This is a genomic window from Hylemonella gracilis ATCC 19624 (assembly GCF_000211835.1).
In the GTDB taxonomy this organism is placed as follows: domain Bacteria; phylum Pseudomonadota; class Gammaproteobacteria; order Burkholderiales; family Burkholderiaceae_C; genus Hylemonella; species Hylemonella gracilis.
The window spans coordinates 1-22,480 of record NZ_AEGR01000012.1 but is presented as its reverse complement, the minus strand read 5'-3'; the positions used below and the strand labels follow the sequence as shown (position 1 = coordinate 22,480).

The following is a 22,480-nucleotide window of genomic DNA, read 5'->3' as shown; positions in this document are numbered from 1 at the left end:
CGTGATCGACGGCATCGCCTTCCAGACCAACATCCTGGCCTTGAACGCGGCGGTGGAGGCAGCGCGCGCGGGCGAGGCTGGGCGCGGTTTCGCGGTGGTCGCCACCGAAGTGCGCACCTTGGCTCAGCGCTCGTCCGAGGCCGCCAAGGAGATTCGCGCCCTCATCCTGTCATCGGCGGGGCAAGTGGGCGAGAGCGTGGCGCAGATCCGTGCGATGGGCGGCGACATTGGGCGCATCGTGGAGGGCATCCGTGGCGTCTCGGATCGCATGAACGAGATCTCGGCCTCCAGCGTGGCCCAGAGCAGTTCGCTCTCGCAGATCACCGCCGCCATCCAGCAACTCGATGAGATCACCCAGCGCAATGTGTCCATGGTGGAGCATGCGGTCGAGCAGGCCATGAAGCTGGGTGAGCGGGCTTCGACGCTGGCCGAGGCGGTGGCGAGCTTCCGCCTGCAGCAGGGCACGGCGGACGAAGCCCTGGCACTCGTGCGCCGTGCCGTCGCCTATCGCCAGCACGTCACGCGGGAAGCCTATCCCAAGGGCCTCACGGCCTCGGATCCCGATCCGAGGAAAGGCTTTCATGATCGGGACATGTACATCTTCGCCCTGGACCGCGAAGGGCACTACGTCGCCTTCGGCGGCAACCCAGCCAAGGTGGGAACGCGGGTGCAAGACATCCCCGGCGTGGATGGTCAGGGACTGCTGCAGGCCATCGTGAGCCAAGCCGAGCGTGAGCCGGGTTGGGTGGAGTACGACATCACCAATCCCGTCACGGGCAAGGTGCAGACCAAGATGTCGTATGTCCAGCGCGTCGATGACCTGTACGTGGGCTGCGGCGTGTACAAGGAACTGGTGGTCACCTGAGGCCCACCTCGGTCCGGGTGTGTCGTGGGTGGAGCTTGCCCCTGCTGGGGCGGCTCAGCGCCGCAGTCAACTCTTGCGGTACATCGCCAGCACCAACGCCAGCAGCCAGACGCCCGTCGCGCAGGCACGGTTGAGCAACATCAACCCCCGCCGCGTCAGCAGCCGCACGAACTGGCGTCCGGCGCTGGCGTAGGCCAGCATGACCAGGGTGTCCAGTCCCAGGAATATCAGGCCGAGCAGCAGGTACTGCGGTGCCTGGGGGGTGCCGGGATCAACGAACTGCGGCAAGAAGGCGCCAAAGAACAGCAGCGTCTTGGGGTTGGACATGGCGACATTGAAGCTGCGCAGGAAAGCGGTCTTCGGGCTCAGAGTCAAGCCAGCCGCCGATCCAGTGTCGTGCGTCAGCGCCGTGGCGGTGGTTGCCTCGGTTTCCATCGTGGTGGAGGCCGGCTGCAGCCGGTCTTGCAGCGGCTGGGGCGTGGTCCGCCACAGCTGCCAGCCCATCCAGCACAGGTACACCACGCCCAGCCAGCGCAGGGCGTTGAACCAGGTTTCCGAGGCGGCCAACAAACCGCCCAGACCCAAACCGGTCGCGGCGATCAGCAGGCCTGCCCCCAAGTTGGCGCCGAGCATGCCGAACGCCGCGACGCGCAGGCCCGCGGTCGCGCCGTTCGACAAGGTGAGCAGCATGGTCGGACCCGGCGTCAGCGCCAACAGCAAGGATGAGCTGATGAAGAGCAACAGGGTGGCGCTGGACATGGTGTCAATCGGTCGGGGTGGAGGGCGGGGTCTGCGAAACCAGTCGGGCGGCGATGAACCGGGACATCGCGGGCCCGATGGCGATCACGGCGAACAGCCGCGCGGTCTGGAAGGCCATGACCAGCGGTGCGTTCACGGGTGATGAGGCCGCGATCACCGCCACCGAGTCCGCGCCGCCCGGGCTGCTTGCCAGGTAGGCCGTCAGCGCATCGGTGCCCAGCAAGCGGGCCAACAACCAGCCCAGCAGGCCGCAGGCCGCGATCAGGACCACGATGCACAACACCGTCGCGGGCAAGACGCGCCGGGCGCTCGACAGCACCTCGGGCGTGAAGCGCAGGCCGATGCTCCAGCCCAGCGCCGTGAAGCTCGCGGCGAGTAGCCAGGCCGGCAGAGTGATCTGCATCCAGCCGGTGTCGTGAAGCAAGGCTCCCACCAGCATGGCCACGAGCATCGTGCCGTTGGCGATGCGCGAAAGCCGACCCGCCGTGATGGCCACGGCGATCATGACCGCGGTCTGCGCGAAGCCAGGCGTCGCGATGGAGGCGAGCCCATCGCCGGACAAGGACACCGGGCTTGACGGAATCGCCGACCCACCGGCGATCAACGCCGCCAGCACCGTGACAACCAGCACGCGCAGGTACTGCATGAAGGCCACGATGCGCGCATCCGCCCCGTACTCGCCCGCCATCAGCACGACGGCGCCCGCGCCCCCAGGCAGCAAACCCCAGATGGCGGTGGTGCCCGGTACCAGGCGCAGACGGGTGAACCACCATCCCAGCAGGCCCGAGAACAGCAGGGTCGACAGGGTGAAGCCCAGGAACAGGGGCCAGCGGCTCAGCACCGTGTGGATGATTTCGGGCGTGATCGTGCGCGCGATCAACAAGCCCACGACGGCTTGCGCCAGGTTGACGCCCAACACGGGGATGTGCAGGCCGGGCTTGAGTGCTTCGCTTGCGTCCATCTTCGTGGGCAGGTTGCGCACCAGGATGCCAGCGAGCAGGGGACCGAGCAGGAATCCGGCCGGCAATCCCGCGAGCTCCAGCAGAGCGACGAGCAGGCCGGAGCAAACCAGCAGGGTGGCCCAGCTGCCCAGGTGCGAGCGGAGCATCATGACCCCGTGCTGGACCCGTCAGGGTGGCGTGGATCGTCTTGGCGCGGCGGCTGTCCCTTGAGGGCGCGTTGCTGGGCCGCCGCCATCGCCGCTTCGATCAGGGCGCGCTTGCGTTCCAGCACGAGGGGGTCGGTCAGCAGGCTGTGCGCGGACAGGTCGGCGAGTTTGGCGCGCGCCTTGGCCGCCAGCCTTTCTTGGTTTTCCTGCGCCTCGCGCTGCAGGCGCATTTGGTGGAAGTCGTAACGCTGGCGTGCCGTCGCCGCCTGGTCGGCGGTCCAAGCGGCCCACCCGGTGGGCACGGGCCCCGTTGCGCCGACATCATGGACCACGGGCTCCATGTGGATGCAGTCCACTGGGCAGACCGGGATGCACAGCTCGCAGCCGGTGCAGTACGCGTCGATGACCGTGTGCATGTGCTTGTTGCCGCCCAGGATGGCGTCGGTCGGGCAGGCCTTGAGGCACAGCGTGCAGCCGATGCACCAGTCTTCATCGATCACGGCCACCGTCATCGGCCCCTCGCTGCCGCAGGCTGGGTCAAGGGCCTGGACGGGTTGCCGCGTCAGCGCGGCGAGCCGGCGGACTCCCTCGGCACCGCCAGGCGGACAGCGGTTGATCGCCGCCCCCTCCTTGGCGATGGCTTGTGCATAAGCCGCGCAGTCCGGGTAGCCGCAGCGTTGGCACTGCGTCTGCGGCAGTGCATCGAGGATCAGCTGAGCCAAGGTGTCGGCGACGGGGGCAACCATGGCGCCGATTATCGGTGCCCCGCTGATGAGGGCCGCTTGCGCCACGCCACGGTGGCCTGTCTGCTTCAGCTGGGGCTGGGCTCGGTGCTTTTGGCGGCCCGGCCGCCCGATGGCTTGGTGGGGGCGTTGTGCGCGAGGATGAATTCGCGCACGGTGGGGTAGACCTTCTCGCGCCAGCGCCGTCCCGAGAAGATGCCGTAGTGCCCCGCGCCCTGGGCTTCGTAGTGGTGCTTGCGCGCTTCGGGCACGCCGGTGCACAGGGCATGCACGGCCTGGGTCTGACCTGCGCCCGAGATGTCGTCCAGCTCGCCTTCCACCGACAGCAGGGCGGTGTCCCGGATGTCTTGGGGGCGCACCCGGCGGATCTGACCGTCGCTGTCCTTCACGTCCCAGGTTCCGTTCACCAGCTTGAAATCCTGGAACACGGTTTGGATGGTTTCCAGGTAATAGTCCGCATCCATGTCGAGCACGGCGTTGTACTCGTCGTAGAAGGTGCGGTGGGCCTCGGCGCTGGCGTCATCGCCCTTGAGCAGGTGCTCAAAGTAGTCGTAGTGGCTCTTGGCGTGGTGTTCCGGGTTCATGGCCACGAAACCCGCGTGCTGCAGAAAGCCGGGGTAGACCCGTCGCCCCGCGCCAGGAAAGCTGCTGGGCACGCGATAGATCACGTTGTTCTCGAACCATTCGTAGCTCTTGGTCATCGCCAGGTTGTTCACGGCGGTCGGGGACCTGCGCGCGTCGATGGGGCCACCCATCATGGTCATGGACAAGGGAAGGCGCTCGCCCTTGCTCGCCATCAGGGACACCGCCGCCAACACCGGCACCGTGGGCTGGCAGACGCTCATCACATGGCAATTGCCGTAGCCGCCCTGCAGGTAGCGGATGAAAGCCTGGACGTAGTTGATGTAGTCGTCCAGATGGAACTCGCCCTCGGACAGCGGCACGGTGCGCGCGTTCTTCCAGTCGGTGACGTAGACCTTGTGATCCCGCAGCATGGTGCGCACGGTGTCGCGCAGCAGCGTGGCGTAGTGGCCTGACAGCGGGGCAACGATCAGCACCACGGGCTGTCCCTTGAGCTTGGCCAGCGTGGCCGTGTCGTCCGAGAAACGCTTGAAGCGGCGCAACTGGCAGAAAGGCAGCTCCATTTCCACGCGCTCGTGGATGGCGATGTCCACGCTGTCCACGGGCACCGTCCGGATACCGAATTCGGGCTTTTCATAGTCCTTGCCCAATCGGTGCAGCAGGGCGTAACCGGCCGCCAAGCGCTGAGCCTGTGGCAGATGGGCCAGGGGCAGCAGGGGGTTGTTGAAGCTCCGGGCCATCACACTGGCCAGGTCGGCGAAAGGCTCCATCAAGGAGCGCTGAGCTTCGTAGAGTTGATAAAGCATAAAGACCACTCCTGCGCCGGACTGGCGCTTTGGGTATGCTGCGGTGCAATATATCAGTTGGGAACCCTGAACACCATGTCCATTTTCATCCCCGGCCTTGCCTTGGAGGCCACCGATGTCGCCATGCCCGTGCTTTTCATCGGTCACGGCAGTCCGATGAACGTGATCGAGGACAACGCCTACCGGCGCAGCTGGCAGGCCCTGGGCGCCGACTTTGGCTCGGGTGGTCGCTGGCCGCGTCCCCGCCTCATCGTGTGCATATCGGCGCACTGGCTGTCCGAGGGTTGGTGGCTCACGGGCCAGGCACGCCCGCGCACCATCCACGACTTTGGCGGGTTTCCCGCCGAGCTGTTCGCGCAGCAGTACCCTGCGCCCGGGGCGCCCGACGCCGCGCGCGCCATCGCCGACTGGTTGGGCGATGACTGGGCCGTTGGCGTGGATGACAGCGTGGGTGAGCAGGGCTGGGGCTTTGACCACGGCAGCTGGGGCGTGCTCAAGCCCATGTTCCCGGCCGCTGACATCCCCATGGTGCAGCTCAGCATGGATTACCACCGCTCACCCGCGGACCATTTCGCCCTGGGTGCCCGGCTGGCCGCCCTGCGCGAGCGTGGTGTGCTGATCGTGGGCAGCGGCAACATCGTGCACAACCTGCGTGCCGCCCGCTGGGGTGCCAGCGACGACAGTGGCGCGTACGACTGGGCCCGCGCGTTCGATGCGGAAATCGCCCGCCGCATCGAAGTGGGCGAATTGGCGGCGCTCGCCAATTTCCAGCAGTTGGGGGATGTTGCCCGACTGTCACAGCCCACGCATGAGCATTTCCTGCCGCTGTTGTACGCGGCAGGCGCCGCCGATGCGCGCCTGGACCAGGTCGAGTTTTTCAATGCGGGTATTCAGATGGCCTCGATTTCCATGCGCTCGGTCATCTGGAGCCGTGGCGTCTGACGCGTGCCTCGCCGGGCCTGGTCCGGTTGTAAGGGGTTGCGACAGGGATGAAACCCGCCTGCCTGCCGTATAAGATCGTGGGAACCGGATGGCGACCATGGTCCACCTCTTCAAAAACCTGAGTCTCAAGGCTCGGCTCCTGCTAACGATTTTGCCGCTGGTGGTCTCTGGGCTCTGGTTGCTGGCGGTGCGGGTGACCGGGGTCATGCAAACCGAGCTCGAGCAGATGCTGGCGGCTCAGCTGTCCACGACCGTCGAGTACGTCACCACCGACCTGGACAGCAAGATCCAGCTGCGTCATGACAGCATGGCCCTGATCGCCTCGGGCATCACGCCCGCCTTGCTGGCGTCTCCATCGGCGCTTTCCGCGTACCTCCAACACAAGAGGATGCCCTTGAGCATCTTTCCGACCGGCGTGTTCGTCGCCAACGCGGACGGCGTCATCGTGGGCGAGCAGATTCCGCTGCCGGGGCGCTTGGGCGGATTGATCACCAACAGTTCCTATTTCCTGGAGACCTTGCGCACCGGCGAGCCGATCATCAGCGAGCCCCGACTCGGGCAGGTGGCCCATAAACCGGTCGTCTTCATCACGCAACCCTTGAAAAACGCCGCGGGGCGCACGGTCGGGATGCTGGCCGCCGCCATGTACCCCGGAGACAACCATCTGTTTGGCAAGCTGGAGTCCATCAAGCTCGGTCAGTCCGGCAGCTTCGTCGTGATGGCGCCCCAGCACAACCTGATCGTCTCCGCCACGGAACAACCGCGTGTCATGCAGCCTATGCCCGCCAAGGGTGTGAATCCCTTGCTGGATCGTCGCCTGGAGCAGGGTTATGACGGTCCGGGGGTGTCGGTCACCTCCTTGGGCGTCGAGTCCTTCTCGGTCAGTCGCCGCATGAAGACCACGGGTTGGCTGGTGGTGGCCGGAGTGCCGACCCAGGAGGCGTTTGCCTCCATTGATGCCCTGCGGTGGCAGGTCTACTTGGCCGCGTTTCTTTTGTCCGTGGTCGTGGGGTGGGCGCTGTACCAAATCCTGCGGCGCCAATGGGCACCGATCGATGTGGCCGGCGCCCGCATCCGGCGCATGACCGAGGGGCGTGAGCCCTTCGCCCCCTTGCCGATCGAGCGCAAGGACGAGATTGGGTCCTTGTTGGATGACTTCAATGAATTGATCCTCTGGCGCAAGAAGGCGGAGCGTCAGATGGAATACCTGGCGCATCACGACACGCTCACCGGATTACCCAACCGTGTGCTGGCTCAAGATCGTTTCGCGCAGGCCAAGTCCAGGGCCGACCGCGAGACCGTGAAACTGGCCTTGCTCTTCCTCGATCTGGACGGGTTCAAGACCATCAACGATTCACTGGGCCACGGCGTGGGCGACGCACTGCTGCAACAGATCGCCGTGCGCCTGGGAGGTTGCGTGCGCGACAGCGACACCATCAGCCGATTGGGCGGGGACGAGTTCCTCGTGCTGCTGTCCGACATCTCGAGCGCGGACGACACCGCGCCGGTGTTGCTCAAGGTGCTGGAGCGCCTGCATGAGCCGGTGCGTGTCGAGAACCGGGAGTTGTCGACGTCGGTGTCCATCGGCGTGTCCATCTACCCGGACGATGGCCGAGATTTCGATACCCTGCTGAAGAAGGCCGACATGGCCATGTACCGCGCCAAGGACGCGGGGCGCAATACCTACCGCTATTTCGACGAGCAAATGAACGTCGAGGCGGTGGAGCAACTGGCCTTGCGCAGCGATCTGCGGCATGCCCTCGAGCGCTCGGAATTCGTGCTGCACTACCAGCCGCAGATCGAACTGGCCACCGGGCGCGTGGTCGGTGCCGAGGCGCTGGTGCGCTGGAACCACCCCGAGCGCGGCCTGGTGCTGCCAGCCCGCTTCATCCCCGCGGCCGAGGAGAGCGGGCTCATCATCCCGTTGGGCGCCTGGGTCATGCACGAAGCTTGCCGTCAGGCCGCCGCGTGGCGCCGGGCGGGTCTGCCGTCCCTCGTGATGGCGGTCAACCTCTCGGCCGTGCAGTTCAGGCGCGGTGACGTGGAGCAGACCGTGCTGGCCGTGCTGGAGGCCGCGGGCCTGCCTTCCGAGTGGCTGGAACTGGAGCTGACCGAGTCCATCCTGATCCACGAGTCCGAAGGCGTGCTGGCCACGGTGCGCCGGCTCAAGCAGCAGGGCGTGCGTTTCTCCATCGACGATTTCGGCACGGGGTACTCCAGCCTGTCTTACCTCAAGCGTTTCGAGATCGACAAGCTCAAGATCGACCGTTCTTTCGTCCGCGATCTGGCCGTGGATGCCGACGACGCCGCCATCGTGCGCGCCATCATCCAGATGGCCCGCAGTCTGGGCCTGTCCACTATCGCCGAGGGCGTCGAAACTGACGAGATGCTGTCGCGCCTGCGCGCCTTTGGCTGCGACGAGGCGCAGGGTTATTACTTTGCTCGGCCCATGCCGGTCCAGGAATTCGAGTGCTACCTGCGCGAGCAGAACGCCCGCGCCGATTGACACCCGGATTGAGTCGCGGCTTGAGCCCGCAAGACAAAAAGCCGCCCGAGGGCGGCTTTTGCGTGGGTGGACCGCAACGGGCCGCCTGGTCTCAGATCACCTGAGCGATGGCCTTGCAGACATAGTCCACGTTCTTGCTGTTGAGCGCGGCCACGCACATGCGGCCCGTGTCCGTGCCGTAGACGCCGAACTCACCGCGCAGGCGCACCATCTGCTCCTTCGACAGGCCAGAGTAGCTGAACATGCCGACTTGCTGGGTGATGAAGCTCATGTCCTGCTTGACGCCAGCGGCCTTGAGACCGTCCACCAGCTTTTGGCGCATCAGCTTGATGCGCTGGCGCATCTCGCCCAGTTCCTTTTCCCACAAGGCGCGCAGCTCAGGGTTGTTCAGCACCGCGGCCACCACCGCGCCACCGTGCGTGGGCGGGTTGCTGTAGTTGGTGCGGATCATGATCTTGAGCTGCGAGAGCACGCGGTCAGCTTCTTCCTTGCTGCCAGCCAGCACGGAGAGGGCACCCACGCGTTCGCCATAGAGGCTGAAGCTCTTGGAGAAACTGGTCGAAACGAAGAACAGCAGCCCCGCCGCGACGAACTTGCCAATGACCGCGCCATCTTCCGCCAGACCCGCGCCAAAGCCCTGGTAGGCCATGTCCAGGAATGGCGTCAGCTGGCCCGCCTTGACGGTGGCGATGACCTGGTCCCATTGCGCTGGCGTGATGTCGTAGCCCGTGGGGTTGTGGCAGCAGGCGTGCAGCACGACCACGGTGCCCGGCGCAGCGGCCTTCAGGTCGGCCAGCATGCCGTCGAAGTTGATGCCGCGCTTGACCGCGTCGTAATACCGGTAGCTGCCCACCTCGAAGCCGGCTTGGGTGAACAGGGCACGGTGGTTTTCCCAGCTCGGGTCGGAGATCAGCACCTTGGCCTGGGGGTTGAGTTTTTTCAGGAAGTCCGCGCCAATCTTCAGGCCGCCGGTGCCGCCCAGGCCTTGCACGGTCGCGACGCGACCGCTCTTGACGGGTTCGCTGTCCGTGCCGAAGACCAGGCTCTTGACCGCGGCGTCGTAGGCCGCGATGCCGTCGATGGGCAGGTAGCCGCGCGCGGCGGGCTTGTCCATCAGCGCCTTTTCCGCCGCCTGCACGCACTGCAGCAGGGGCAACTTGCCGTTGTCGTCGTAATACACGCCCACGCCGAGATTGACCTTGTTCGGATTGGCGTCGGCCGCGTACTGTTCATTCAGACCCAGGATGGGATCACGCGGCGCCATCTCGACGGCGGAGAAGAGAGACATAAGACTCCTTGAGGGGTGGTGAGAGAGGAGAGGGAAGACCGGGTTTGGGGGATTGAGGAATGGCGTATTCTTGCCAATTGCCCAATGCAAGCCCGGATTTTACTGGGCGACTCCCACCCGTCATCCGCACCATGTCCGCCACGCCTTCCGCCCCTGCCGTCCTGCCCGATTCCGCCGAAGCGGGCGCGCTGGCCACGCCCGTCGAGAGCGCTGCGGGCCAGTTTGTCTCGTTTCCAGGCTCGCCATTCGAGCTTTTTCAGCCCTATCCGCCTTCGGGCGATCAGCCGGAGGCGATCAACCGCCTGGTCGAGGGCGTGAACGATGGCGAAGTGTTTCAGACCCTGCTGGGTGTGACGGGCTCGGGCAAGACTTACACCATGGCCAACGTGATCGCCCGTCTGGGGCGGCCCGCGATCATCTTCGCGCCGAACAAGACTCTGGCTGCCCAGCTCTACAGCGAGTTCCGCGAGTTCTTTCCGCGCAACGCGGTCGAGTACTTCGTCAGCTACTACGACTACTACCAGCCCGAGGCCTATGTGCCGCAGCGCGACCTCTTCATCGAGAAGGACAGCGCGATCAACGAGCACATCGAGCAGCTGCGCCTGTCTTGCACCAAGAGCTTGTTGGAGCGGCGAGACGTGGTGATCGTCGCCACGGTCAGCGCCATTTACGGTATCGGTAAACCCGAGGATTACCACCAGATGATCCTGACGCTGCGTGCCGGCGACAAGCTGGGGCAGCGTGATGTGATCGCGCAGTTGGTGCGCATGCAGTACCAGCGCAACGACATGGACTTTTCACGCGGCACGTTCCGCGTGCGGGGCGACACGGTCGATGTCTTTCCCGCGGAGCATTCCGAGCTGGCGCTGCGCATCGAGCTGTTCGACGATGAAATCGAGAATCTGCAGCTCTTCGACCCCTTGACCGGACGCATCAAGCAAAAAATCTCGCGCTTCACGGTGTATCCGAGCAGCCATTACGTGACCCCGCGCGAACAGGTGCTCAAGGCCGTGGAGACCATCAAGGTCGAGCTGGTTGATCGCGTGAAGGAATTCGTGGACGCGGGTAAGCTGGTCGAAGCCCAGCGTCTGGAGCAGCGCACCCGCTTCGATCTGGAAATGCTCAGCGAGGTGGGGCATTGCAAGGGCATCGAGAACTACACCCGCCACTTGTCCGGCGCCCGGCCTGGTGATCCGCCTCCGACCTTGACCGACTACCTGCCCCGGGATGCACTGATGTTCCTGGACGAGAGCCACGTGATGATCGGGCAGCTCGGCGGCATGTACAACGGCGACCGGGCGCGCAAGACCACGCTGGTCGAATACGGGTTCCGCCTGCCCTCGGCCTTGGACAACCGGCCGCTCAAGTTCGAGGAGTTCGAGACCAAGATGCGGCAGGCCATCTTCGTCTCCGCGACGCCCGGCGACTGGGAAAAGACCCACACGGGCGCGGTCGTGGAGCAATTGGTGCGACCCACGGGCCTGATCGATCCGGAGGTCGAGGTGCGCCCCGCCTTGCACCAAGTGGACGACGTGCTGCAGGAGATCCGCCTGCGCGTCGAGCGCCACGAGCGCGTGCTGATCACCGTGCTGACCAAGCGCATGGCCGAACAGCTGACCGACTACCTGACCGAAAACGGCGTCAAGGTGCGTTACCTGCACAGCGACGTGGACACGGTGGAGCGCGTCGAGATCCTGCGTGACCTGCGGCTGGGCAGCTTCGACGTGCTGGTGGGCATCAACCTGCTGCGCGAGGGCCTGGACATCCCCGAGGTGTCACTCGTGGCCATCTTGGATGCCGACAAGGAGGGCTTTCTGCGCTCCGAGCGCAGCCTGATCCAGACCATAGGCCGGGCCGCGCGCAACCTGCGCGGCAAGGCCATCCTGTACGCTGATCGCATCACCGATTCGATGAAGCGGGCCCTGGGTGAGACCGAGCGTCGCCGTGCCAAGCAACTGGCCCACAACACCGAACATGGCATCACCCCGCGCGCCATCGTCAAGCAGGTGCGTGACCTGATCGACGGTGTGTACAGCGAGAAAGCGGGGCGCGAGAGCGAGCGTCTCGAAAGGGAGGCGATGGCCCGTGCTCAGGTCGAGGACATGAGCGAGAAAGACATCGCCCGCGAGATCAAGCGCCTCGAGAAGCAAATGCTGGAGCACGCGAAGAATCTGGAGTTCGAGCAGGCGGCGAAAACGCGCGATCAGCTCACCCTGCTCAAGGCGCGGGCCTTCGGCGCCGCCGTGCCGGACCATCCGGTCTAGTGGCTGGCGGCATGCGCATCAGGTGCAAGGCGTGCTCATGAGTGTCTCCCCCGTTGTGCGACGAAGCTTGGCGACGCTCGTCATCGCCGGGCTGGCCTCGCCGGTGTTGGCGCGTGCAGCCACCGACGAGGCGCTGTGGTCGCTGCTGCGCCAGGGTGGGCAGATCGTCTTGGTGCGTCATGCGCAGACCACCCCGGGCGTTGGCGATCCATCGGGCATGCGGCTGGATGACTGCGCCACCCAGCGCAACCTGAGCGAGGAGGGGCGCCGCGATGCCCAGTTGCTGGGCGCGACGCTGCGGCGTCAAGGGGTGTCTGCCCGGCGCCTTCTGTCGAGTCCTTGGTGCCGGTGCGTCGAGACCGCGCGTCTTGCTTTCGAGCGCATGCCGCAAGTCAGTGAGGAGCTCGGCAATCTGTTCGATCGTCCGGAGCGGGAGCCGGCGCAGACGCGGGCCCTCAAGCGTTTGGTGGCCGATGCGGCCCGGACATCCTCAGGGGCGCCTGGCAATGTTTTCATGTTCACGCACGGATCCACCATCAGCGCCTTGCTGGGGGTTACACCGGCCACGTCGGAAATGGTGATCCTGACACCGGGACCGGACGGATTCAGCGTGGCGGGGCGTTTGAGCCTGCGGTAGGGGTGCGCGGGCGGTAACCAGGAAAAGACCCTTATCCCGAGCGGGGTAGCGGGTCTTTTGGTATACTTGAGTTCCTTACTCGGACATTGCGTGCGTCAGCATGCCGCTCCGGGACCGATTGGAACACAGGACGAACACCGGACTGGAAAGGAGCTTGCCATGCGCCTCACGACCAAAGGCCGTTTTGCGGTCACCGCCATGATTGACCTGGCCCTGCGCCAGAGCAACGGCCCCGTGACGCTGGCGGCCATCAGCCAGCGGCAGCAGATTTCCCTGTCCTACCTTGAACAGCTGTTTGGCAAGTTGCGCCGCCATGAACTGGTTGAGTCTACCCGTGGACCAGGAGGGGGCTACACCCTGGCTCGCAAGGCGGCCGACGTCACCGTCGCCGACATCATTTTGTCGGTGGACGAACCCATTGATGCCACCCAATGCGGCGGCAAGGAAAACTGCCAGGGTGGTGATGGTGGCCGTTGCATGACCCACGAGCTGTGGTCGGCACTCAACACCCGCATGGTCGAGTTCCTGGATTCCGTCACGCTGCAGAAGCTGGTGGACGAGCAACTGGCCAAGGGCCTGGTGGTGGAGGACAAGCCCGCGATCAAGCGCGCCATTTCGGTCGCGCCCGTGGTCAAGCCCGTGCGCGTGAATGCACCGAATTCGGTGTTCGCGCTGGGCAACGCATTCAAACCCTGAAGTGCCCGCCTTCCTTGAGTAGATTCACGCGATACAAGACATTGAGTACATAGCCATGGACATGACGCCTCATTTTCCGATCTACATGGACTACGGTGCCACCACGCCGGTGGACCCGCGCGTCGTGGACGCGATGATCCCCTGGCTGCGCGAGCATTTCGGCAACCCGGCTTCGCGCAGTCACGCCTGGGGTTGGGAGGCGGAAGAGGCCGTCGAAAAGGCCCGTGGTCATGTGGCTGAGCTGATCGGCGCCGACCCCCGTGAAATCGTCTGGACCTCGGGTGCGACCGAATCGATCAACCTTGCGCTCAAGGGCGCAGCCCAGTTCTACAAGGACAAGGGCAAGCACCTCATCACGCTCAAGACCGAGCACAAGGCCGTGCTCGACACCATGCGCGAACTCGAGCGCCAGGGCTTTGACGTCACCTACATGGACGTCAAGGAAGATGGTCTGCTGGACCTCGACGCGCTCAAGGCCGCCATCCGTCCGGACACCATCCTGATCAGCGTCCTCTTCGTGAACAACGAGATCGGTGTGATCCAGGACATTCCTGCGATCGGCGCGCTTTGCCGCGAAAAGGGCATCCTGTTGCACGTGGACGCCGCCCAGGCCACGGGTCGCGTCGAGATCGATATGGCCAAGCTGCCCATCGACCTGATGAGCATGACGGCCCACAAAACTTACGGCCCCAAGGGCATTGGCGCCCTGTACGTGCGCCGCAAGCCGCGCGTGCGCATTGAAGCGCAGATGCATGGGGGTGGTCATGAGCGCGGCATGCGTTCGGGGACGCTGCCCACGCACCAGATCGTGGGCATGGGCGAGGCCTTTCGCATCGCCAAGCTGGAGATGGCCCAGGATTTGGAGAAGGCGCGTCGCCTGCAACAGCGTCTGCTCGACGGTCTCAAGGATATCGAGCAGGTGTATATCAACGGCAACCTTGAGCGTCGCGTGCCGCAGAACCTGAACATGAGCTTCAACTTCGTCGAGGGCGAATCGCTGATCATGGGCATCAAGGGCCTGGCCGTGTCGTCCGGCTCGGCCTGTACTTCGGCCAGCCTGGAGCCCAGCTACGTGCTGCGCGCGCTGGGCCGCAGCGACGAACTGGCGCACAGCAGCCTGCGCATGACCATTGGTCGTTTCACGACCGATGAAGAGATTGACTATGCGATCACGACCATCAAGCACAACGTCGCGAAACTGCGCGAACTCAGTCCGCTGTGGGAAATGTTCAAGGACGGCGTTGACTTGAGCACGATCCAGTGGGCGGCTCATTGATGCACCCCTGAGCGGCTGGCGCCGCTTCCCCTCAAGGGGACAACGCCAGCGGCCCGGCAAAGCCGGCTCCGCGGCGTTCCCGATATAGAGAGAAAGGAAACGATATGGCTTACTCTGACAAGGTCATCGACCACTACGAAAACCCGCGCAACGTCGGCTCCTTCGACAAGGGCGACGACACGATCGGCACGGGCATGGTGGGCGCGCCCGCCTGCGGCGACGTGATGAAACTCCAGATCAAGGTCAACCCTGCGACCGGTGTGATCGAGGATGCCCGTTTCAAGACCTACGGCTGCGGCTCCGCGATCGCCTCCAGCTCGCTCGTGACGGAATGGGTCAAGGGCAAGACCTTGGACGAAGCGGCCGCGCTCAAGAACAGCCAGATCGCCGAGGAGCTGGCCCTGCCGCCCGTGAAGGTGCACTGCTCCATCCTGGCCGAGGACGCGATCAAGGCGGCGGTGGACGACTACCGCAAGAAGCACGCACAGATCACGGCCTGAACATTGATGCCCACCCCAGGACAACGCGCATCGTCCCTCGGGCGCGTGCGCTGTCGTTCCGGCAAGCAGGGTGAGGACCTGGAAGATTGATATGGCAGTTACTTTGACTGAATCCGCCGCCCGCCACGTGAGTCGCTATCTCAGCAAGCGTGGCAAGGGCGTGGGTGTGCGCCTGGGCGTGAAGACCACGGGTTGCTCTGGTTTGGCTTACAAGCTGGAGTACGTGGATGACGTCGCGCCCGAGGACATCGTGTTCGAGGGACATGGCGTCAAGGTGCTGATCGATCCCAAGAGTCTCTCCTACATCGATGGCACGCAGCTCGATTACGTGCGCGAGGGCCTGAACGAAGGTTTTAAGTTCAACAACCCGAACGAGCGTGACCGTTGTGGTTGTGGCGAGTCGTTCCGCGTCTGAGTGCGCGTGTTCGGTTTTTGTGGCAACACTTCAGTCTGACGATTTCGAGCTGTTCGGTCTGCCGCGGCAGTTCGCGCAGGACCGCGGCGCGATCGATGCCCGCTGGAAAGACCTGCAGCGCGAGGCGCATCCCGACAAATTCGCCGCGCAGGGGCCGGCGGCCCAGCGTGTGGCCATGCAGTGGTCGGTGCGTATCAATGAGGCCTACCAGCGCCTCAAGGATCCGATGCGACGCGCGGCTTACCTTTGCGAGCTGAACGGCGTTTCCGTGAAGGCCGAAGACAACACCGCCATGCCGGCGGAGTTCTTGATGCAGCAGATGGCCTGGCGCGAGGCTCTGGAAGAAGCCGAGGATGTGGATGCGCTGAATGCCTTGAGCGAAGAGGTGGGGGCCGCGCGCGCGCGCGCGCTGTCGTCCTTCGATTGGTTGCTGGATGAGAAGGGCGATCACGCCGGCGCCGTTGCGCAGGTGCGGTCCTTGATGTTCATCGAGCGTTTTGCCCAGGACGTTGAAGCCCGCTACGAAAGCATGGAAAGCTGAGCAAGCATAAAAAGAACATGGCCCTGCTGCAGATATCAGAACCCGGTCAAGCCCCCGATCCGCACCAACGGCGCATCGCGGTGGGCATAGACCTTGGCACCACCCATTCCCTGGTCGCCGCCGTGCGCAATGGCGTCGCGGAATGTCTGCCCGACACCCAAGGTCGCGTCATCCTGCCCTCGGTGGTGCGCTACCTACAGGATGGCCGTCAGATCGGTCACTCCGCGCGTGAACAGCAAATCCACGATCCTGGCAACACCATCGCTTCCGTCAAGCGCCTGATGGGGCGCGCTTTGGCTGACATACCGGAACCCGGCAAGCTCCCGTACGCCTTGACCGGAGGCGGGCAGGGCGATGCCTCGAGCGCACCTGGCATGGTGCGCATCCGCACCATCGCGGGCGAGAAGAGCCCAGTGGAAGTCAGCGCTGAAATCCTCGCCACGCTGCGCCAGCGCGCGGAAGACACGTTTGACAGCGAACTGCACGGCGCCGTCATCACCGTGCCAGCTTATTTCGACGACGCCCAGCGCCAAGCCACCAAGGACGCGGCGCAACTGGCAGGGCTGAACGTGCTGCGGCTGATCAACGAGCCGACGGCTGCCGCCATCGCTTACGGTCTCGACAACGCCAGCGAGGGCGTGTACGCGGTGTACGACTTGGGCGGCGGCACCTTCGATATTTCCATCCTGCGCTTGAGTCAGGGCGTGTTCGAAGTCATCGCCACCGGCGGCGACTCGGCCCTGGGAGGGGACGACTATGACCGCGCCCTGGCCGACTTGATGCTGGCCGAAACCGGACTCAGCGCCGATACTCCCGAAGACCGCGCGTATTTGTTGGCCGAGGCTCGGGCCGCCAAGGAAGCGTTGTCGGACGACGAGATCGTGACCGCGGAGATTGAACTCTCCAGTGGCAGCGCCGACCTTTCCCTGAATCGTGACCAGTTCGAGGCCTGCACCTCCGCCCTGACCACGCGCACCTTGACCGCGGTGCGCAAGGCCTTGCGCGACGCCAAGCTGCGCGTCGAGGAGGTGCAAGGCGTGGTGATGGTGGGTGGCTCCACCCGCATGCCCGTGATCCAGCGAGTCGTTGGCGAATTGTTTGGCAAGACGCCGCTGACCAATCTCAATCCTGATGAGGTGGTTGCTTTGGGCGCGGCCATCCAGGCCAACCAGTTGGCGGGCAATAACCCAGCGGGCGATCTGCTCCTGCTGGACGTCATCCCCTTGTCCCTGGGGATTGAAACCATGGGTGGGCTGGTCGAACGCATCGTGCCGCGCAACACCACCATCCCCACCGCGATGGCCCAGGACTTCACCACCTACCAGGATGGGCAAACCGCCTTGGCCCTTCACGTGGTGCAGGGTGAGCGTGACCTCGTGGCCGATTGCCGCAGCCTGGCCCGCTTCACGCTGCGCGGCATTCCGCCGATGGCGGCCGGGGCCGCGCGCATCCGCGTGACGTTCACGGTCGATGCGGATGGCTTGCTGAGCGTGGCTGCGCGTGAGCAGACCAGTGGCGTGGAAGCCAGCATTCAGGTCAAACCCAGCTACGGCCTGGGGGACGAGCAGATTGCGCGGATGCTGCAGGAGAGCTTTGCCACCGCCCAGCAGGACATGCAGGCGAGGGCGCTGGCCGAGGCCCGCGTCGAGGCCGACCGCATGCTGTTGGCCACGCGAAGCGCGCTGTCTGCCGATGGCGACTTGCTCACGACCCAAGAGCGCGCGGCGATGGATGGCTTGATGAGGTCGCTGGAGGCCCTGCGGGTGGCTGAGGATGCCAAGGCCATCGACGCCGCGACCGAGGCTTTGGCCAAGGGCACGGAGGCGTTCGCCGCCCTGCGCATGAACCGAGGCATCCAAAAGGCGCTGTCTGGTAAGAACATCGAATCGGTCTGAGTGGCCGCCTTCCAAGCCGTCTGAAAGAATCCATCCCATGCCCGTGATCAAAGTCCTGCCGCATCCCGAGTACGCCCCCGAGGGCGCCGAGATACAGGCTCAACCTGGTGACTCGATCTGCGAGGTGCTGCTTGACAACCACATCGCCATCGAGCATGCGTGTGACATGAGCTGCGCTTGCACGACCTGCCACGTCATCGTTCGCGAGGGCTTCAACTCGCTCAACGAACTCGATGAGAACGAGGAGGACCTGCTCGACCGTGCCTGGGGCCTGACTCCGCAGTCGCGCCTGAGCTGCCAAGCCATCGTGGCGCGGGACAATCTCGTGGTCGAGATCCCCAAGTACTCGATCAACCACGCCAAGGAAAAGCACTGAGTCAGCGATTCGGGCGTGATCGCCCGGGTCCTTATCATCGAGCCCATGCGACAAATCGTTCTCGACACCGAAACCACGGGTCTGTCCGCCGAAGGCGGCGATCGCATCATCGAACTGGGTTGCGTGGAGTTGTTGAACCGCAAGCTCAGCGGCAACAACCTGCACTTCTACTTCAACCCCGGGCGTGATAGCCACGAGGATGCCTTGCGGGTGCACGGCATCAGCAACGAGTTTCTGCGCGACAAGCCCAAGTTCGCTGAGGTGGCTCAGGAAATCCTGGCCTATCTTCAGGGCGCGGAACTCATCATCCACAACGCAGCCTTCGATGTTGGCTTCCTGAACAAGGAGCTGGAACTGATCGGCAAGCCAGCCTTGCATACCTTTGTGGGTGGCATCACCGACACCTTGGCCATGGCCAAGGAGCTCTACCCGGGCAAGCGCAATTCATTGGACGCGCTCTGTGATCGTTTGGGCGTGGACAACTCGGGGCGTACCTTGCACGGCGCCTTGCTGGATGCCGAACTGCTGGCCGACGTCTACATCAATATGACGCGCGGACAGGACGCCCTGCTGATTGACGCAGGGGATGCGGTGGAGCAGGCAGGTGCCGGTTTCGAACGCATCGATCTGTCCCGCTTTGACTTGCCCGTGCTGCATGCGTCGGAGCAGGAACTGGCCGCACACGGTGACGTGCTCGCCCAGATCGACAAGGCCTGCGGTGGCAAGACCGTGTGGCTTCAGCGCGTTGACGCGGCTTCAGCGCAAGATGCGCATTCAAGTTATGGCATAATCTCGGTCTCTTGAGAACACAGCGAGTTTTTCTTTCTGTGTGAGTTGTCGGAAGCCTCCAACACCGCAAGGTTCAGGGTCGCGGCACAAGAATCAAGAAAAATTCCGGGCGATTAGCTCAGCGGTAGAGCACTGCATTCACACTGCAGGGGTCACATGTTCGATCCATGTATCGCCCACCATGCACAGCAAAAAGGTCACGACCTCGGTCGTGGCCTTTTTTGCTTTTGCGCCTTGCTCTGCATGCGTGATGACTTGGTTTATCAAGTCCCGAGGCTTTTTCGTTCAGCGGAGCAATATCCTTCATCCTGAAATGGACTTGTGAGTCTAGTCTGAATTGGACTAGACAGTCCAGTATGATTTTGGGATGTCAGAAGAAACCCGTATGGATACGCGAGCGCGTATCCTCCAAGCCGCGCTGGATACCTTCAGCGAAAAGGGGTACGCCGCCAGCGTGGATGACATTGCCCGCCGCGCGGGCGTCGTCAAACAGACCCTTTACCACCACTTTGGCAGCAAAGAGGGCTTGTTTCGCGAGGCTTTCACCGGCATGTGCACGACGCTGGTGGTCGATGCGGCCAGCAGTTCGGGTTCGGTGCGCCTGGATCTCCTGCGCTTCGTGGAGACCTTTGAGAGCCGAGTGCTGAGCGAGGAAGGCTTGGCTTTTCACCGCGTGATGATGGCTGAGCTGCAGCGTTTCCCCGAATTAGCGCACACCATGCATGAGTCGTGGCAAGTGGCACAAAACCGCTTGGTTCGCCTGCTGCAGGTGGGCATGGAACGCGGGGAATTGCGGGCGGAGCCCGCCGAGTTCGCAGCCGAAGTGTTGATCAGTCTGCTGATGGGCGTGCACCGCGGCCGACTGATGGGCAAGCCCCTGCACGAGTCTCAACTCTCTCCCTCCCAGATCGTGGACGTTTTCATGCGTGCTTTCGCTCCTGACGCGAAAGCCGCTCCCCTTGATTCCCCCATTCATCCCATCCCTGAGAAGGACCTGACATGAACGCCCCAGCTTTCCGTCTTTCCGCCCTGTCGTCCGTGCCGCGTGCCGTGGCCATGGCGCTGGTCATTTCCTTGCCCGTGTTCCTCGCGGCCTGCGGCAAATCCGAAGCCACCGCGGGCGCCAGCGCGGGCGGGCCGCCGGCCATGCCCCCGATGGAAGTGTCCGTCGTGATCGCCAGTCCTGGCGAGGCCCTGCTGACCAAGGAGCTGCCCGGACGTTTGCAAGCCTGGCGCACGGCGGAAGTCCGTGCCCGTGTGGAAGGCATCGTTGAGGAGCGTCTCTTCAACGAAGGCTCCGAGGTGAAGGCGGGCATGCCGTTGTACCGAATCGACGCGCGCACCTACAAGACAACCTTTGCCGCGGCCAAGGCTGACTTGATCGCGGCGCAGGCCGTGGTCAACCGCTATCGACCCTTGGTGGAGATCAAGGCCGTGAGTCAGCAGGAACTGGACAGCGCCGAAGCGCGTCTGCGCCAGGCCGAAGCGGCCTTGGCGCGCGCCGAGATGGATCTGGAAAACACGACTGTTCCCGCCGCCATCTCGGGCCGCATCGGTCGTTCCTTGGTCACCGAGGGCGCGCTGGTGGGTCGAGGCGAGGCCACGCAACTGGCCACCATCGAACAGATCGATCCCATCTACGTGAACTTCACGCAGAGCAGTGCCGAATTGCTGGCCTTGCGCGAGGCCATCAACAGCGGCCGCTGGAAAGAAGCCGAAACCCGCCGCATGGAGCTGGTCCTGGAGAACGGCAGCACCTATGCGCTGCCCGGCAAGTTGCTGTTCTCGGACCTCGCGGTGGACCCGAACACGGGCTCGGTCTCCATGCGAGCGGAGTTCCCGAACCCCAAGCGGGAACTTTTGCCCGGCATGTTCGTGCGCGTGCGTTACCCGCAGGCACGGGCTGACAAGCTCATCACCTTGCCGCAACGCGCGGTGATGATCACGCCGAATGGCGCCATCGTGATGGTGGTGGGGGCCGACGGCAAGGTGGCGCCGCGCCCCGTTCAGTTGGGCGGCATGAACGGCAGCAGCTGGACCGTCACGGGTGGTTTGGCCGGTGGCGAGCAAGTCATGGTGGAAGGCCACATGAAGGCCCCGCCCGGCAGCACCGTCAAGCCTGTGATCTGGAACCCGGCTCCAGCCGCCGGCGCGACCGCGCAAGCGCCGAATGGCGCGACACCCGGACAGAGCCGCTGAGCGCCCTGGCGCGCTCAAGCTGAAGCAGAGCACAGAACAAGGAAATCGACATGGCTCGTTTTTTCGTCAATCGACCGGTTTTCGCCTGGGTGCTGGCGCTGGTGGTCATGCTGGCCGGCGCCTTGGCGCTGCGCCAACTGCCCGTGGCCCAGTACCCCGAGGTCGCGCCACCCGCGCTGGCCATCAATGTGACCTATCCTGGCGCCTCGGCCCAGGTGGTCGAGAACACCGTGGTCTCGCTCATCGAGCAGGAGATGAACGGCATCGAGGGACTGCTCTACATGGACTCGTCCTCGGAGCAGAGCACCGGCACCATCAACCTGACCTTTCAGACCGGCACCGACATCGAAGTGGCATCGGTCGAGGCCCAGAACCGCATCAAGCGGGTCGAGGCGCGGCTGCCTGACGAGGTGAAACGTCTGGGGGTGAACGTCACCAAGACGCGGCGCAACTACCTGATGTTCGTCATGCTGTACTCGCCCGACGGCAGCCGCAGCAGCGTGGACTTGGCCAGCTACGCGGCCAGCAATGTGCTGGACGAAATCCGCCGTGTGCCGGGTGTCGGTGAGGCTCAGCTGTTTGGCTCCGAGTACTCCATGCGCCTTTGGGTGGACCCGGACAAACTGGCGTCCTACAAGCTCAGCCCCAGTGATGTGATCGCCGCCGTGCGCGCTCAGAACGTGCTGCTGGCCGTGGGCGAGGTCAATCAGCCGCCCGCACCCGCGGGCATGGAATACGCCGCTTCGGTCATCACCCGTGGCCGCCTCAGCACCCCCAAGGAATTCGGTGATGTTGTGGTGCGCGCGCAGTCCGACGGCTCGCTGGTGCGCGTGCGCGATGTCGCGCGCGTGGAACTCGGCGCGCAGGATTACTCCGTCTTCGCCCGCATCGACGGCAAGTCCGCCGCGGGCGTGGGCATCAAGGTCGCGCCGGGCGCGAACGCCCTAGACACGGCCAAGGCCGTGCGCGCGCGCATGGAAGACTTGGGCCGCTTCCTTCCCAAGGGCATGACCTGGGAAGTGCCCTATGACACCACGCCTTTCATCGATGTCTCGATCCAGGAAGTGATCAAGACCCTGATCGAAGCCGTCGTTCTGGTGTTCATCGTGATGTACCTGTTCCTGGAGAACTGGCGCGCCACGCTGATTCCGACCATCGTGGTGCCGATCTCCCTGGTCGGCGCGGCCCTGGGTCTGTATGTGCTGGGCTACTCCATCAACGTGCTCACCTTGTTCGCGATGGTGTTGGCCATCGGCATCGTGGTGGACGACGCCATCGTGGTGGTGGAGAACG

At 64.3% G+C, this 22,480-nt stretch carries 21 protein-coding genes and 1 tRNA gene; 17 read left to right on the top strand and 5 right to left on the bottom strand.

The features are described 5' to 3' along the window. Nucleotides 1-865 (top strand): methyl-accepting chemotaxis protein (locus tag HGR_RS00820; RefSeq protein WP_039851876.1); only part of this gene is annotated, 865 nt, incomplete at its 5' end. A 66-nt stretch (nt 866-931) separates the two neighbouring features. Here HGR_RS00820 and HGR_RS00815 read toward each other — a convergent pair. The 4 genes from HGR_RS00815 to HGR_RS00800 are packed head-to-tail and all read right to left on the bottom strand — an operon-like array spanning nt 932 to nt 4,863. Further along, on the bottom strand, nt 932-1,624 hold the full coding sequence (locus HGR_RS00815) for a LysE family translocator (RefSeq protein ID WP_006296136.1): 693 nt from the start codon (nt 1,622-1,624) through the stop codon (nt 932-934). Nucleotides 1,625-1,628: 4 nt separating this feature from the next. After that, nucleotides 1,629-2,735, bottom strand: a complete 1,107-nt coding sequence (locus HGR_RS00810; RefSeq protein ID WP_006296135.1) for an AbrB family transcriptional regulator — start codon at nt 2,733-2,735, stop codon at nt 1,629-1,631. Beyond that, nucleotides 2,732-3,505, bottom strand: a complete 774-nt coding sequence (locus HGR_RS00805) for an RnfABCDGE type electron transport complex subunit B (protein ID WP_272941477.1) — start codon at nt 3,503-3,505, stop codon at nt 2,732-2,734. Before HGR_RS00805 ends, HGR_RS00810 begins: the two co-directional genes overlap by 4 nt. A 38-nt stretch (nt 3,506-3,543) precedes the next feature. Then, nucleotides 3,544-4,863, bottom strand: a complete 1,320-nt coding sequence (locus HGR_RS00800) for a polyhydroxyalkanoate depolymerase (protein WP_006296133.1) — start codon at nt 4,861-4,863, stop codon at nt 3,544-3,546. 75 nt (nt 4,864-4,938) lie between these two features. Here HGR_RS00800 and ygiD point away from each other — a divergent pair, with 75 nt between their 5' ends. Further along, complete coding sequence (gene ygiD, locus HGR_RS00795) at nt 4,939-5,805, top strand: 4,5-DOPA-extradiol-dioxygenase (RefSeq protein ID WP_006296132.1); 867 nt, start codon at nt 4,939-4,941, stop codon at nt 5,803-5,805. Between the two features lie 97 nt (nt 5,806-5,902). Beyond that, entirely contained in the window at nt 5,903-8,311 is a 2,409-nt protein-coding gene (locus HGR_RS16660) for a bifunctional diguanylate cyclase/phosphodiesterase (RefSeq protein WP_169312660.1), read from the top strand. Nucleotides 8,312-8,402: 91 nt separating this feature from the next. On the opposite strand, the gene HGR_RS00785 is transcribed toward HGR_RS16660, so the two are convergent. Continuing rightward, on the bottom strand, nt 8,403-9,599 hold the full coding sequence (locus HGR_RS00785; RefSeq protein WP_006296130.1) for an amino acid aminotransferase: 1,197 nt from the start codon (nt 9,597-9,599) through the stop codon (nt 8,403-8,405). 131 nt (nt 9,600-9,730) lie between these two features. On the opposite strand from HGR_RS00785, the gene uvrB reads away from it, so the two are divergent. The 14 genes from uvrB to HGR_RS00715 all read left to right on the top strand — a co-directional run. Next, nucleotides 9,731-11,863 (top strand): excinuclease ABC subunit UvrB, encoded by a 2,133-nt coding sequence (gene uvrB / locus HGR_RS00780; protein WP_006296129.1) that lies wholly within the window; start codon nt 9,731-9,733, stop codon nt 11,861-11,863. Between the two features lie 67 nt (nt 11,864-11,930). Beyond that, nucleotides 11,931-12,500 carry a histidine phosphatase family protein gene (locus HGR_RS00775; protein WP_050797349.1) on the top strand — a complete coding sequence of 190 codons (570 nt, stop codon included), beginning with the start codon at nt 11,931-11,933 and terminating at the stop codon, nt 12,498-12,500. Nucleotides 12,501-12,659: 159 nt separating this feature from the next. Further along, nucleotides 12,660-13,196: a Fe-S cluster assembly transcriptional regulator IscR gene (iscR, locus tag HGR_RS00770; RefSeq protein WP_006296127.1), complete on the top strand. Its 537-nt coding sequence runs from the start codon at nt 12,660-12,662 to the stop codon at nt 13,194-13,196. Nucleotides 13,197-13,251: 55 nt separating this feature from the next. Further along, nucleotides 13,252-14,472: an IscS subfamily cysteine desulfurase gene (locus tag HGR_RS00765; RefSeq protein WP_039851872.1), complete on the top strand. Its 1,221-nt coding sequence runs from the start codon at nt 13,252-13,254 to the stop codon at nt 14,470-14,472. A 104-nt stretch (nt 14,473-14,576) separates the two neighbouring features. Further along, on the top strand, nt 14,577-14,972 hold the full coding sequence (gene iscU, locus HGR_RS00760; RefSeq protein ID WP_006296125.1) for a Fe-S cluster assembly scaffold IscU: 396 nt from the start codon (nt 14,577-14,579) through the stop codon (nt 14,970-14,972). A gap of 91 nt (nt 14,973-15,063) precedes the next feature. Beyond that, nucleotides 15,064-15,387: an iron-sulfur cluster assembly protein IscA gene (iscA, locus tag HGR_RS00755; RefSeq protein WP_006296124.1), complete on the top strand. Its 324-nt coding sequence runs from the start codon at nt 15,064-15,066 to the stop codon at nt 15,385-15,387. A gap of 19 nt (nt 15,388-15,406) precedes the next feature. After that, the gene (hscB, locus tag HGR_RS00750) at nt 15,407-15,928 is read left to right on the top strand and encodes a Fe-S protein assembly co-chaperone HscB (protein ID WP_006296123.1); all 522 of its coding nucleotides are present in this window, start codon (nt 15,407-15,409) and stop codon (nt 15,926-15,928) included. Between the two features lie 17 nt (nt 15,929-15,945). Continuing rightward, entirely contained in the window at nt 15,946-17,823 is a 1,878-nt protein-coding gene (gene hscA / locus HGR_RS00745; RefSeq protein WP_006296122.1) for a Fe-S protein assembly chaperone HscA, read from the top strand. A gap of 37 nt (nt 17,824-17,860) precedes the next feature. After that, complete coding sequence (gene fdx / locus HGR_RS00740; protein ID WP_006296121.1) at nt 17,861-18,199, top strand: ISC system 2Fe-2S type ferredoxin; 339 nt, start codon at nt 17,861-17,863, stop codon at nt 18,197-18,199. Nucleotides 18,200-18,244: 45 nt separating this feature from the next. Continuing rightward, entirely contained in the window at nt 18,245-19,003 is a 759-nt protein-coding gene (gene dnaQ / locus HGR_RS00735) for a DNA polymerase III subunit epsilon (protein WP_006296120.1), read from the top strand. A gap of 92 nt (nt 19,004-19,095) precedes the next feature. Further along, nucleotides 19,096-19,170 (top strand) — tRNA-Val (locus HGR_RS00730). A 203-nt stretch (nt 19,171-19,373) separates the two neighbouring features. Beyond that, entirely contained in the window at nt 19,374-19,991 is a 618-nt protein-coding gene (locus HGR_RS00725; RefSeq protein WP_006296119.1) for a TetR/AcrR family transcriptional regulator, read from the top strand. Then, complete coding sequence (locus HGR_RS00720; RefSeq protein WP_006296118.1) at nt 19,988-21,187, top strand: efflux RND transporter periplasmic adaptor subunit; 1,200 nt, start codon at nt 19,988-19,990, stop codon at nt 21,185-21,187. Before HGR_RS00725 ends, HGR_RS00720 begins: the two co-directional genes overlap by 4 nt. 50 nt (nt 21,188-21,237) lie before the next feature. Continuing rightward, nucleotides 21,238-22,480: efflux RND transporter permease subunit (locus HGR_RS00715; protein ID WP_006296117.1), on the top strand; the 1,243-nt coding region annotated here is incomplete at its 3' end.